Here is a 12,397-nt window from a genome sequence, read left to right as displayed (position 1 = left end):
TCCCGGACGCGTCCGCCGTCCGTCACGCTCCCCGAAAATCGGCCAGTGGTCGATTCTGATCCGTCTGACGACGAGGATCGCCCATCCGTGGTCCGTACGTGTCGATGGCCAGCCTCGACGGCGGCAATCACGTCAGGTTTCAAAGGCCCGCCCCCGGGTAGCCCAGCTGACGCCAGGCCTCGTAGACGGCGATCGCGGCCGCGCTTGCGAGGTTGAGTGAGCGCATACCGGGCCGCATGGGGATCCGCACCTTCTCCGCGATGCGCGGGTCGGCAAGTACGTTCGGGGTGAGCCCGGTCGGTTCAGGGCCGAACAACAAGACGTCGCCGGGCCGGTAGGCAATATCGGTGTGAGGGGTGAGGCCGTGGGAGGTGAATGCGAACACGCGGGCTGGCATGACTGAGGCGAAGGCGTCGTCCAGGCAGTCGTGGACGAAGGTGGTGGCCTGGTCGCGGTAGTCGACACCTGCGCGGCGCAGCTTGGCGTCGTCCATGTCGAAGCCGAGTGGGCCGGCCAGGTGCAGTTCTGCTCCTGTCACGGCGGACAGCCGCATCGTCGCGCCGGTGTTGTTCGGGATCCGTGGCGAATGGAACAGGATGCGCAGCGGCTGGGGTTCGACGTTCATGTCCCTCAGAGTGCCCGCTTCGTGGCCCGTTCGCGAACAGAGGTCGGGTTGAATCGGCATGGTCTGGTCCGGTGAGCTGGTTGAGCAGGATCTACTGCTCATCGACAAGACGCTGGCATCGTCAGCAGACAACACCGAGGTCGCTTCAATGACTTGCAAATCCTGCTCAAAACCCTGCCCAGCCGACGGCGTGCCGACGGCGTCGAGCTTCGTCAGGGGTTCGTCGTCGCGGGCGATTCACCAGATCGTTGGGCCATCTCGTCCACGATCCAGCGCGCCGTCTCACGATTACACGCACCGGGCTCGCTGAAGCTCACCGCGAAAATGCCGGTGATCTCGGACAAACGCGGCACCCCCCTGAGGCTGAGGATCGACTCAGCCTCAGCCGCATACTCGTCCCTCGGCGCACCTCCCGCGATGAGTCCCACCGGATCGGCCTCGGCCAGGATCTCGATCATTTCCGCGAGCGTGACTGTCATGGGGTCAAGGCTAGTGCCCAATTGCAGAGCTGGAGAGTGCGGGTGTAGGCGCGAGGGGTGGGAGTGCGGTGAAGGGTCCCTGGCGTCCCTGGGGGCCGTGGTCGCGTTGGGCCTTGAGCACTAATCCGGGTTCGATGCGGATTTGAACGTGACAACAGGCCTCTACGGCCATCGAGGCCGGGATAGTGCTCAACGTCAAACCCGCACCGACCGGTGTGGGTCGGGCGGTCAGCGCGACGACTGGCCCGTCGATGGCCGTGTCAGGGGATGGACGTGGTCGCCAGCGTTGTGCGGTGGATACCAGCGGTATTCCTGGCTACCTGCGGTATTTGGCTGGTATCGAGGGTTTTCGCGGGTGTCGGGGGGATTTGGCTGGTATCGAGGGGATATCGCTGGTATCGAGGGCTTTCGCTGGTGTCGGGGGAATATCGCTGGTGACGAGGGGAACTCACTGGTGACGAGGGGGCTTCCCTTGTGACGCGGATCTTCCGACCGGGACGACCTGCGAAGGGAGGCTGATCAGTGGTTTGTCAGCGGCCGCGCCGTTCCAACCGTCGCCACGGCCACTCGCCAGCAATCCAGTCCACCAACGCGTCCGCCAAAGGCGTGTCCAAATCGGCGTGGCTGGCCCGCACCCATGACTGGACCTCGACGTCGAACTCTTCAGACGGCGATGGGTAAAGATAGACGCAGCCGATGACGTCACCATCGACGGGCGACAAGACGGTGAAGGTGAACCCCTTGCCTGCCACGAAGTCGGCGACGTGGCGGGTCAGGTCAGCGAGATTTCGCTCGGGCGTCATCCCCTCAGACGGGGGCCAGTTGCCGTCTGGGTAGCCGGGTGTCGAGCGGATGTGCTCGATGCTGGAACCCCAGGCTGCGAGGTCGGCCTCGTTGTGTTGCGGCCCGAGCGGCTCGAGGATGAAGCGCGACGTGACTAGCCTGGTCGGGGCCGTGAAGCCCGCAGGTACGAATGTGTCTGTTGGCATGACCCGACCCTACACAGGCCCGTGAGCTTCAAGACGGGCGCGAACGGCTCCTTGGCCGTGGTGAGCTCCGCAGCATTTCTTGGCTCCAGCCGGTCGGGGTACAACTCTCGATGTCGCCTGCGGGTAGGGCGGGCGGGTGGCCGACTCGCAGCCCAGTTCGAGAAGGTGCTCGCCGCCAAGTGCGATGTCCCCCCCGTGGAGGGGCGGGCGTGGCTCGTGGGAGAATCCAGCATGCAAATCGCGCGACGAGGGGTCCTCGGGCTCGGCCTGGTCGGGCTGGCGGGCTGCGCCGTCGCGCCAGGACAGCCGACTGGTACGGCGCTGCTCACGCCGTCGGCCGTTCCGAGTCGGTCACCATCGCCGACCATCCGGCCGCCCAGCCCCACCCCGACGGGTCCGGCACCGCTGCCTAGCCGGGACGAAATCGTGGCTGGCTACGGCGCCCGCACCCCAGAGCAGTGGGGGATGGAGGTCGACGGCGTGGTGCTGCGCAGCGAGGCCCAATCGGCCGTGGTGACGTTCGATGCCTGCGGCGGACGCCACGGATCGGGCTACGACGAGGCGCTCATCGCGGTGCTCCGACGGCTCCAGGTGCCGGCGACGCTGTTTCTCAACCTGCGGTGGATCGAAGCGAACCCGGGCATCGCACGCGAACTGGCCGCCGACCCGCTGTTCGAGCTCGCCAACCACGGCGCCGAGCACAAGCCGCTTTCGGTCAGCGGCGCCGAGGCATACGGGATTGCGGGCACGGCGTCGGCGGGGGAGGTGTTCGACGAGGTGCTGGGCGGTCGCGCCGGGGTGGCGGAACTGACGGGCGCGCCGCCGTTGTGGTTCAGGTCGGGGACGGCGCACGTTGACGACGTGGCGGTGGAGATCGTCGCTGAGCTGGGGCAGCGGGTGGTGAACTTCGACATCAACGCGGATGCAGGCGCCACCTTCTCGCCTGGCCAGGTGCGCGAGGCGATGCAAGGGGCGCGGGCGGGGTCGATCTGTATCGGGCACTTCAACCGGCCGGGCTCCGGCACGGCAGACGGCATGGCGGAGGCGCTGCCGCGTCTGCTCGACGGCGGGCTCGCCTTCGCCCGGTTGCGCGAAGTGCTCCCCGACGTCGGCTGACCGGATCGGCTGGTGTCAGGCCGGGGTGTCGGGGCGGTCCCGAAGCCGTCGGCGCCGGCGAGACATATGACGGCGAGGCGTTGGCAGGCGCAGGGAGTTGTTCCAGGAATGATGTCAGCAGCGCGACGTTGGCTGGCGCGTCGGACAGAATCAGCGCCACCTCCGCGGGCGGGCAGGGTGTCGGTTCCATTGTCACTGTCGTGGTGCCCGGATCGACGGTGAAATCGAGGCCCGCGGCTGTGCTCTCATCGAGGCGCAGCAGCTTGACTTGATCCTCCCCGGACGCTGACAGTCTCGTCCACGATGCGTGCGTTGGCGCTGGCCACCTGAGTGGTGAAGAACTACAACTCCGAAGCGGAGCAGGTGAGCTGGTTCAAGGAAGTGCGATGCCGTGGTCGTTGCGGGGGCCCAGTCACGTCTGGAACCCAGTGAGAGGCGGCGGGATGTTTGGTGTATCGAAGAGGGTGAGGCCTGGTGTGCCCGCGTAGATGCCGTCACGGGCGAAGAGCGGGAGCCCTTTCGCGATGGCGCAGGCCGCATGCCAGCGGTCGGCGTTGTGCGGCTTGGCATGGAGGGGATGCCCTGCGCGTCGGCAGTCAGCGCGAAGCCGCGCGTACGCCTCAATGACGTCCGAGTCGACCCCAACCGTCGGCGTCGCATCAAGGAGCTCACGAACATCCGCGACTCGCCGCTTGCCCCATGAATCAATGAAAACGCCTGCGAGGACTTCTGCCCGAGTCTGGAACGAGATGAGGACTCGCACGCCTTCGAGGGCTGATCGCCAAGCCGTGACGGGATGCCCTCGCTGACCTGCACGGTCTGGCCTCACGAATAGAGATCCGAAGATGTCAGTGTCGACGAGTACCGTGCTGAGTCCCGCCATTCAGAGACCCAGTGCGTCTAGGAAATCATCCGCCTGCTCATCGGTGAGATCAGCAATCCCGCCGAACCCAGGGCCGGGAGCGCTCGTCAGAATCTGCTCGAGGGTGACTACCTTTGAGATGGCCAGCCTCAGTTCGTCCGGCAGCGCTGGAGCGGCAACGATTTCGGCATCGTGAATCTGAGTCAGACTGCCTTTTGAACTCCTCTCAGGCGCTCCGATCACCGTTACATACTCACCCAACAGATGACCGATTCCGGCGTCATGGACGACGCTCGGAAGGGTCACTTTGTTTCCGAGGTCATCGGTGACTGTGAGCCGGTGGGTATCGAGGTTGACCGCGCGAAGCCGACCGACGAAGGTGACCATGTCCCCGGCTGTTTGCGCCTCCACGGGCTTCCATGTCTCCCGCTGTGTCTCCTTGGTGCGGAAGATGCACTGCACCTCATTTCCGGCCTTGAACTCAACAATGGGGGCGGCAACTTCCAGGGCCGAACGAAGGTTGCCGGCTGCTCTTGCCAGGGGAGCAGGCACCCACTCCGGACGCAGGTCGGCGGCGATCGACTCAACGATCTCCTGGAACTTTTCGTCGAACTCGCGTTCCTCATCGACCTCGAATGGCAGGACCTCCTGGCCCGACTCTGAGCGTCGGACGAGCAACCTCGTGCTGCCGGCGGCCAGACCGATGGAGAGCTTCGCAACGCGCTGCGTCCTCTTCGGTGGGCGACCGACTGTCTCTGCAGCCGTTTCGGTTCGCCCAAGCTTCATGGCGACCTCCTTGAGGCTCTCCACAATCGCGAGGAGGTGATCGGCCTCGAGCTCACCTTCGGGAGCCGCGCCGTCGATCAGTCGGAACTCAAACTGCCTTGCCATGAGAATCACCCCGCCTCGTCAATGCGTGACCTAGACAGCCCAGCTTACCGGCGGTCTCCGACGCTCGCGCGGTGTCAACCGCTGCGTCCTTCGGCGCGCGGATCACCGCTGTTCTGCTCGATTTGCTCTGGCGCATGTAGACCGGGCACGCACCTCCTGGCCGGCGCACCTCGGCCCTCTCCCGTCCCCAGCGCGTGGGTGTGATGCAGGGAGGTGACTAGCCGGGGCACCGCGGCGCCACCAGTCGGCTCAGCCACAGGGAATGACGGGGAATCTCGGAACCCGTCAGATGTGTGACTTGTCGAATGGGAAGACTCGTTTCGCACGCCTTTTGTTGCCAGCTCCGCGCGGGCGGGCGACGATCTCTCATCGTGGGCCCGCTCGGTGGGTTGTTGGCTACGGCGTTCGGCTAGGCTGCGGCTACGCGACGGGGAGGCAGCGTGGACGTATTCAAGGTGCGCGACATGGTCATCGACGACTACAGGTCGTTCACGACGGCGTCGATCGATGTGAAGGACGCGCGGCTCAAGCATCACTACGAGCAGGAACTTGACGCCGACCGCCAGTGGCCCGAGCCATGGATCTCCCTCAACCCGGCCTTCGCATCTGGGGGCCGCATCGACGAACTTGTGCGCGAAGGCTTCCTCAACCCGGAATGTCCGCTCTGGGCCTCAATGGCACGGCATCCTGGAATGCCGACCTTCGACACTCGTGCCGCGTGGAATTGGACTCAGCGATATTCCATGTCTTCGGGGTGTCAAGGGAAGACGTGGCGTATGAACAGCTTCAACATCGTCAAACGCAAGGAACTGGCCACCCACGGCACCTATCTCACCAAGGACCTGATCCTGAGCATCTACGACGAGATGCAGGCCGCGATGGCCACAGGCACCGAGTACCGATCCCCTCTCGAGCAGGAGCAGCCGTGACAAGTCAGCAACCGGGGGAAGCCAACCAATTGGTATCCGGGCCCGATTCAGGGACCAACTCGCCACACGCATGGGTCGTCCGGGCTGGTCTCAAGGGGGAGGCAGAGTCATCCAACCTGTCCCTCGGACGCGCCAGCATCGGCTGGTTCGACGTACCGGACATGACGGCGATCACGAAGCGTGAACAGGTGCGAGAGATCGTCGACCGGCTGTATCCGGATGCATCGCCCCAGAGCCGCGCCGGCACAACGGGCCAGCTTTGGGCCTTCCGCAGCTCGATCGCCGTCGGCGACCTGATCGTGATGCCGCTGGTGACTCGGCCGGGGTTGATCGCACTCGGCCGTTGCACCGGAACCTACGGTTATGACCCCCAGGACGAGGGCATCGCCCGCCACTTCCTGCCGGTCCAGTGGCAGCAGGAACCCATCCCGCGCGACTCGCTGCAACGGGATCTCTTGGCCATGGTGAACGGAGCAAAGACGGTCTTCAGCGTCTCGCGCAACGACGCCGTTGAGCGGTTGCAGGCGCTGGGGGAGAGAGGCGTGGATCCTGGCTTTAGTGATGACGGCAGCCCAGCCGAGCCGGTGCGTCGATGGCTGCTTTACCGAGCTGCGCTGCAAGTCATGTCGAAGGAGAGCCCACTGAGGCGGGCCGAGGTGCTGGCACGAGTCGGTGAGCTCCTTCGCGATGAGCTCAGCGATTACGAGCGGGCGACCTTCCGCGAACGCGATGAGACCCGTCGGTGGGAGAACAACCTCACGTGGGGGACTACCGACATGGTCGCAGCCGGGTGGATGACGAAGGAGAAGGGCTGGTGGGGCATCACCGACGCTGGCCGCGAGGCCCTGGCCACTCATCCTGACGGCGTCGGCCTCGACGCGGAGGCCGGACGCGCCTACCGGGAGAAGATCGCCAGGGCAGGGCAGTCCTCGGAAGCACCTCGATACGTCGGCGTTCTCGAGGCTGCGCTGGACGCCGTCGAGCCTGGTACTTGGACCACGTACGGCGATCTGGCGGCGGTTGCCTCGACGAACGCTCAGACCGTCGGCACCTTCGCCAACACGTCACGGGCCGAGGGCACTCATCGGATTCTCGGAAAGGGCGGCAGGACCGTCCCCGGATTCGCCTGGGCCGATGGGGACCGGACGGAGACTCAACGGGAGGCGTTGGAGGCTGAGGGCGTTGTGTTCGACGCCGGTGGGACAGCCGACGAGAGCCAGCACGTCCGGGTCGAGGACCTCCGCGACTATCTCGAGACCCAAGGTGTTCTCGAGCCGCTCCCGAAGCGCGGTTGGTTGGTGCGGGGGTCGTCGGTGGACGGGCACGACCTCATTCCCAGCTGGTTGAGGGACGGGTTTGCTTCCTTGCGCGCTGCGAAGCTCCGCGAGGTTGACGCAGGGATCAGCCGTGCGGAGCTGAAGGAAATCGTTGACGAGGACTACTCCCAGACCTCTTACGCCGCCAAGGCCGCGAAGCTGGACGAGTTCCACGCGTTCCTGACTCGGATGCGGGTAGGGGACATCGTGGCCACCACCAGCCAAGGCAAGCTCTACGTCGGCACAGTCTCCGGCCCGGCTGAATACTTGGCATCGGCCAGCGGCCTCTCGAACCTGCGCCGCGACGTCGATTGGTCTCCGATCGGGCATGACTATGGCGATCTGGCCCCCGAGGTCAAGGCCCGGTTGCAGATCCAGTACGACGTGGTCGAGATGACCCAGCAGCTGGATCTTCTCGACGAGATGCTCGCCCCACCGTCGCCGATCGAAGTGACGCCGGCGCCAGTGGTCCGTGAGTTGACGCTCCCAGACGCCACCGACGATCTCGCCGAGCAGCTGCACGTGGAGCGGGCCTGGCTCCAGGAATGCGTCGACCTCCTGCGCGACCGGCCGCAGCTCATCTTCTACGGTCCGCCCGGCACCGGGAAGACCTACATCGCGCAGCACCTTGCCGCGCACCTGGCCGGGGACAACGTGCGCCTGGTCCAGTTTCATCCGGCCTACTCGTATGAGGACTTTTTCGAGGGCTACCGGCCGTTGGAGGAGGGCGGGTTCAAGCTTAAGCCGGGGCCGCTGCGAAAGGTCGTGGACGCGGCCCGCGACAACCCGTCGGCCCCGTACTTCTTGATCATCGACGAGATCAACCGCGGCAACCTGGCCAAGATCTTCGGCGAACTGTACTTCCTGCTGGAGTACCGCAACCAGAACGTCGACCTGCTCTACGCGACCGATGACGACATCGGGTTCACGCTGCCGGAGAACGTGTTCATCATCGGTACCATGAACACGGCCGACCGCTCGATCGCGCTTGTGGACGCGGCCATGCGTCGCCGCTTCGCGTTCGTGCCGCTGCATCCATCCGAGCCGCCCGCCCGTGATGTCCTGCGCCGCTGGTTGGCTGCCACCGGGCGTGACGGAAGAGTGGCCGAGCTGCTCGATGAGTTGAACCGGCGAATCGAGGATGACGACTTCAAGATCGGGCCGTCCTACTTCATGCGCGATGCGGTTCATGTCGACGGAGGCCTGGAGCGGGCCTGGCGGACGGCGATCCTGCCGCTGCTGGAGGAGCATCACTACGGCGACGGGGTGGATGTCCGCCAGAAGTACGGCCTCGATGCGATCCGGGCCAAGGTGCCGACACAAGGCGGCGCGGTGACGAGCGATGAAGACCAACCCGCTGATCCTGCGTGAGGGTGAACCGTCAAGGCTCATCGAACTGAGCAGAGGGGCGGCGGAGGCGTTAGCCGCGGCTGGTGTCGCGGTGGTGACGCCGACGATGGACCCCAACCGCTGGCTGGTGGCGGCTGGCAATCAGGTGGGGGTCGCGCGGGTCGACGGGCTGCAGGTCGTGATCCGGCCGAAGATCGACATCAACCGCCTTGTGTTTCTCATGGGCTACGCCCTGCGCCCAAGCCACTGGCGTGGGGACCTGGTATCGCTCGATCCCGAGCTTGAGCTGCCAGAGGCTCTGGCAGACGCGTTCCTCGCCTTGGCCCGGCGGGCTCTGGATCAGGGGCTGCTCAAGGGCTATGTGACGGTGGACGAAAGCCTGCCCGTCCTACGGGGGCGAATCCGGGAGTCGGAGCAGTTGCGACGGCGGTTCGGCCGCGCCGTGCCGCTGGAGGTGCGCTACGACGAGTACAGCATTGACATCCCGGAGAACCAGCTTCTCCTCGCCGCGGCCGAGCGCCTGCTACGGACCCCAGGGGTTGGGGACCGACACCGAGGAGGACTGCAACGGCTGCGGCTACAGCTCGCTGACGTTTCGACGCCAGTGCGAGGGACGGTGCCGAGGTGGAACCCGAGCCGGCTGAACGCACGCTACGTGCCGACGCTGGAGCTGGCGGAGCTGGTCCTTGCCGGCCGGTCCTTCGAGCAGCGGGTGGGCGACGTCGTCGTCACGGGCTACCTGCTCAACATGGCCAAGGTCTTCGAGGACTTCGTGACAGTGGCGTTGCGGAAGTCGTTCCGGACGCACGGGGGAAAGTCCCGGCTTCAGTTCGTGACCCACCTCGACGAGGACGAGACGGTGCCAGTGAAGCCCGACTTCGTGTGGTTGGAGCAGGGCGTGCCGAGGGTGGTCGTCGACGCGAAGTACAAGGCAGAGAAGCCGAGTGGTTTCCCGCAGGCCGACCTCTACCAGATGCTGGCGTACTGCACCGTGCTCGGGCTGTCCGAGGGGCACCTCGTGTACGCAAAGGGGTACGAGGAGGCGCGGACGCACGTCGTGCGGAGGGCGGGAGTGCGGATCGTCGTGCATACGCTGGACCTTGAGTCGGAGCCTGCCGAACTGCTCGCGGAGGTCAAGCGGCTGGCCGCCGACTGTGTCACGGTGGAGTTGAACAGCGGGCAGAGGCAGCCGGCACGGATGGGAGGCCAACCTTGACCGATGACGAGAGGCTCAAGTCCATCAACAGCATCCGAACGACGGGGGTTTCACTGAAACCCGGCAGCAACCACGCGATGCAGGAGGTCTACTCCCGTGCGAAGTTGGAGGAGGGCTATGACAGCACCTGCCTAGACTGGAGCAGGCATGACCGGCGCGCGACCCCCGCGACAGCCTTAGCGATTCGGGTGCGTCCTCAAGCCCCGCGGGGCAGGAGGGAAAGCTCACCCAGCACCACCCCAGGAGAGAGGCCGGGATCCCTGTGACCCGTTACGCAACCATTGGCACCAGCTCCATTGTTGACCTCTTCCTGGAGGCGGGCCGACAGGTGGAGGGCTTTGAGCACACGGTCGCCCACTCGAGGGACAGCGCCCGGGGTGAAGCGTTCGTTGCCCGACACTCAGCGGCCCGCGTCGAGACCAGTCTGGACGCGCTCGCGGTCGCCGACGACGTGGACGTGGTCTACATCGCCAGCCCCAACGCCCTCCATCACGACCAGGCCGTCTCGATGTTGGCCGGCGGCAAACACGTACTGGTCGAGAAGGCGGCAGCGTCAAACGCCGTCGAGTTCGGCGACATGCTGCGCGTCGCAGAGGAGCACGGGGTGGTGATCGTGGAGTCCGTTCGCAGCCTGTTCGACCCCAGCTACGCCGCCATCGAAGGCCTCCTGCCGGCTTTGGGCCCCGTGCGCCGCGTCACCTTCGGCTACTGCCAGCGATCACGACGCTACGACCGAATCCTCGCCCGTCAGCAGGTCAACATCTTCGACCCGGAAATGTCGGCAGGTGGCTTGATGGACATCGGCACCTACTGCGTCAACCCCTTGGTCAGACTCTTCGGTGAACCCGACGCCGTTCAGGCGGCAGGGTTCCTCCTCCCAAATGGCATCGACGCCGCCGGGACCCTCCTGTGTACCTACTCCGACAAGGTCGCCGAGGTTTTGTACAGCAAGGCAACCAACAGCGACGCACCAAGCGAGATCCAAGGCGAGAACGCCACCTTGGTCATCGACGTCATCCACAACCCGCGGCACCTGCGTCTCCTGCACGCCGACCACCACTCGCAGGACGTGCACATCGATAAGCCTTTGAGCCAGCAAGCTTACGTGCTCCAGGCGATGGACCAGTTCCTCACCGACCCCAGCCAAGCACACCCGTTCAACAGGGCATCGCTGACCGCACTCAGGGTCATGGACCGGGCCCGCAGCCAGATGGGCATCCATTTCCCGGCCGACGGACTGCGTCCGCCTCGCTGACGGTGGCCATCACACCGTCAGAATCCGTCTGAGCGGGTGACCGCACCGATTTGCCGCGGTGGGACGGTGGGTCGCACTGAACGCGCGTGCTTGCACAGTGCTATCATGATGTGTCATGACCACCCTGTATATCCGTGATGTCGCCGACGATGTCGCCGCCACCCTGAAGGAACGCGCGGCGTCGGAAGGCATGTCGTTGTCGGCGTACGTCGCCGCAGAGTTGGCCAAGATCGCCGCCCGGCCCACGAACGAGCAGATCGTCGCTCGGCTCAGAGCGCGGGACCGTTCCAGCGGGCCCAGCTCTGACGACGTCGTCGCCGCTCTGCAGGCAGGCCGCCGGTGATCGTGCTGGACGCTTCCGCGATGGTCGAGGCACTGATCGGCCGCGAGGTCGCCGACGAGTTGCTGGATGCCCTCACTGGCGACGTGCACGCTCCGCACCTGCTTGATGTCGAGGTGTTGTCCGTGCTGAGGGGCCTGCGCCTGGGCGGCAAACTCGATGCCGCTGTCGCAGACGAGGTTCGTCACGACCACTTCGCGTTCGCCATCAACCGCTACGAGGTCGCACCATTGGCTGACCGGATCTGGCAGTTGCGTCACAGGTACACGAGCTACGACGCGACGTACCTCGCTCTCGCCGAGGCGCTGGATGCACCGCTGTATACCTGCGACGCGAAGCTCGACAGCGGCGGTCACCACGCCAAGGTGCATCTGCTCCACCGAACGCACTGATCTGCCGCGCCTGGCGCGTTGATCAGGTCGCCTGAGCCGGCTGGCCCGGAGCTACTGAGCGCAGATCCAGTCCCATGTTGGGAGGCTGGGGGGCGAGATGTCCAGGCGGGGTGGGGCCTGTGGGGCATACCGCTTTGATGGCGCCTTGTCTCTCGGCGTGCGGTGGGCACAGGGAGGTTGTCCAGTCCGGTGACGTCGCCGCCTTGGTGTCGGGGCGCTCCGAAGGTGGGATGGGCCCCTTGGATATTGCGCTTGCTGGGAGCCAGTGTTCCGCCCAGCACTGAGCCAGTAGTCCGCTGCCGATTGAGCCGGTCCGACGGAGCCGAGTGAGCCCTGGCGCCGCCGTGCGGCCGGCGGGTACCGACACACCCAGCGCATCGCCCGACTACGGTTTGCGGCCCGGCACACATCCGCCACGACGAGTCCGTCGCTTTGCAGTAGGAGAAGGTCCTTGCGCTGGACCCAGCGGCGCGATCGGTGTGTCTCCGAAGATGCGCAACGCGCCTTCCAGCAGACCTTGGCTGCTCCCCTCGGCGCCGTGGCGGCACCTGGTCGCTGGCCGGGTGCGCGTCACCAGCGATCCGCCGTCGACACCTGTGAAAGGGCTCGTCACCAGCGATCCGCCGCCGACACCTGC

12 protein-coding genes are annotated in these 12,397 nt (G+C 65.7%); 7 read left to right on the top strand and 5 right to left on the bottom strand.

Features of this window, described 5'->3' with window-relative positions; genetic code table 11:
- Positions 1–139: 139 nt before the first annotated feature.
- From BUC15_RS17460 to BUC15_RS17450, 3 genes are all read right to left on the bottom strand, one after another.
- Positions 140–625: a tRNA (cytidine(34)-2'-O)-methyltransferase gene (locus tag BUC15_RS17460; protein WP_073190962.1), complete on the bottom strand. Its 486-nt coding sequence runs from the start codon at positions 623–625 to the stop codon at positions 140–142.
- A gap of 212 nt (positions 626–837) precedes the next feature.
- Positions 838–1,104 carry a hypothetical protein gene (locus BUC15_RS17455; protein WP_139280346.1) on the bottom strand — a complete coding sequence of 89 codons (267 nt, stop codon included), beginning with the start codon at positions 1,102–1,104 and terminating at the stop codon, positions 838–840.
- A gap of 530 nt (positions 1,105–1,634) precedes the next feature.
- Positions 1,635–2,093 (bottom strand): GNAT family N-acetyltransferase, encoded by a 459-nt coding sequence (locus tag BUC15_RS17450; protein ID WP_073190956.1) that lies wholly within the window; start codon positions 2,091–2,093, stop codon positions 1,635–1,637.
- 231 nt (positions 2,094–2,324) lie between these two features.
- Between BUC15_RS17450 and BUC15_RS17445 the strand changes: the two genes are divergently transcribed.
- Positions 2,325–3,209: a polysaccharide deacetylase family protein gene (locus tag BUC15_RS17445; RefSeq protein WP_073190953.1), complete on the top strand. Its 885-nt coding sequence runs from the start codon at positions 2,325–2,327 to the stop codon at positions 3,207–3,209.
- A gap of 412 nt (positions 3,210–3,621) precedes the next feature.
- Here the strand turns inward: BUC15_RS17445 and BUC15_RS17440 are convergent, their stop codons facing one another.
- Positions 3,622–4,092, bottom strand: coding sequence for a PIN domain-containing protein (locus BUC15_RS17440; RefSeq protein ID WP_073190949.1), 471 nt, complete (start codon positions 4,090–4,092; stop codon positions 3,622–3,624).
- On the bottom strand, positions 4,093–4,962 hold the full coding sequence (locus tag BUC15_RS17435; RefSeq protein ID WP_073190946.1) for a hypothetical protein: 870 nt from the start codon (positions 4,960–4,962) through the stop codon (positions 4,093–4,095).
- 440 nt (positions 4,963–5,402) lie between these two features.
- Here BUC15_RS17435 and BUC15_RS20105 point away from each other — a divergent pair, with 440 nt between their 5' ends.
- The 6 genes from BUC15_RS20105 (at position 5,403) to BUC15_RS17405 (ending at position 11,760) form a co-directional block, all read left to right on the top strand.
- Complete coding sequence (locus BUC15_RS20105; protein ID WP_073190943.1) at positions 5,403–5,891, top strand: hypothetical protein; 489 nt, start codon at positions 5,403–5,405, stop codon at positions 5,889–5,891.
- A complete protein-coding gene (locus BUC15_RS17425; protein ID WP_073190940.1) occupies positions 5,888–8,578 on the top strand; it encodes an AAA family ATPase in 2,691 nt (896 codons plus the stop codon). Before BUC15_RS20105 ends, BUC15_RS17425 begins: the two co-directional genes overlap by 4 nt.
- Positions 8,550–9,773, top strand: coding sequence for an McrC family protein (locus BUC15_RS17420; protein ID WP_073190935.1), 1,224 nt, complete (start codon positions 8,550–8,552; stop codon positions 9,771–9,773). Before BUC15_RS17425 ends, BUC15_RS17420 begins: the two co-directional genes overlap by 29 nt.
- A 262-nt stretch (positions 9,774–10,035) precedes the next feature.
- A complete protein-coding gene (locus BUC15_RS17415) occupies positions 10,036–11,028 on the top strand; it encodes a Gfo/Idh/MocA family protein (protein ID WP_073190933.1) in 993 nt (330 codons plus the stop codon).
- 115 nt (positions 11,029–11,143) lie between these two features.
- Positions 11,144–11,371, top strand: a complete 228-nt coding sequence (locus BUC15_RS17410; protein WP_073190930.1) for a FitA-like ribbon-helix-helix domain-containing protein — start codon at positions 11,144–11,146, stop codon at positions 11,369–11,371.
- The gene (locus tag BUC15_RS17405; RefSeq protein WP_073190927.1) at positions 11,368–11,760 is read left to right on the top strand and encodes a type II toxin-antitoxin system VapC family toxin; all 393 of its coding nucleotides are present in this window, start codon (positions 11,368–11,370) and stop codon (positions 11,758–11,760) included. The genes BUC15_RS17410 and BUC15_RS17405 overlap by 4 nt, the downstream gene beginning before the upstream one ends.
- Positions 11,761–12,397 lie beyond the last annotated feature (637 nt).

It is taken from the genome of Tessaracoccus bendigoensis DSM 12906, assembly GCF_900141915.1.
Lineage (GTDB): Bacteria > Actinomycetota > Actinomycetes > Propionibacteriales > Propionibacteriaceae > Arachnia > Arachnia bendigoensis.
This window is presented reverse-complemented; position numbering and strand designations above follow the sequence as displayed.

Excerpts from the sequence above, each read along its gene's own strand:
- BUC15_RS17460 (WP_073190962.1), bottom strand. The coding sequence starts at position 625 with ATGAACGTCGAACCCCAGCCGCTGCGCATCCTGTTCCATTCGCCACGG.
- BUC15_RS17455 (WP_139280346.1), bottom strand. The coding sequence starts at position 1,104 with ATGACAGTCACGCTCGCGGAAATGATCGAGATCCTGGCCGAGGCCGAT.
- BUC15_RS17450 (WP_073190956.1), bottom strand. The coding sequence starts at position 2,093 with ATGCCAACAGACACATTCGTACCTGCGGGCTTCACGGCCCCGACCAGG.
- BUC15_RS17445 (WP_073190953.1), top strand. The coding sequence starts at position 2,325 with ATGCAAATCGCGCGACGAGGGGTCCTCGGGCTCGGCCTGGTCGGGCTG.
- BUC15_RS17440 (WP_073190949.1), bottom strand. The coding sequence starts at position 4,092 with ATGGCGGGACTCAGCACGGTACTCGTCGACACTGACATCTTCGGATCT.
- BUC15_RS17435 (WP_073190946.1), bottom strand. The coding sequence starts at position 4,962 with ATGGCAAGGCAGTTTGAGTTCCGACTGATCGACGGCGCGGCTCCCGAA.
- BUC15_RS17420 (WP_073190935.1), top strand. The coding sequence starts at position 8,550 with ATGAAGACCAACCCGCTGATCCTGCGTGAGGGTGAACCGTCAAGGCTC.
- BUC15_RS17410 (WP_073190930.1), top strand. The coding sequence starts at position 11,144 with ATGACCACCCTGTATATCCGTGATGTCGCCGACGATGTCGCCGCCACC.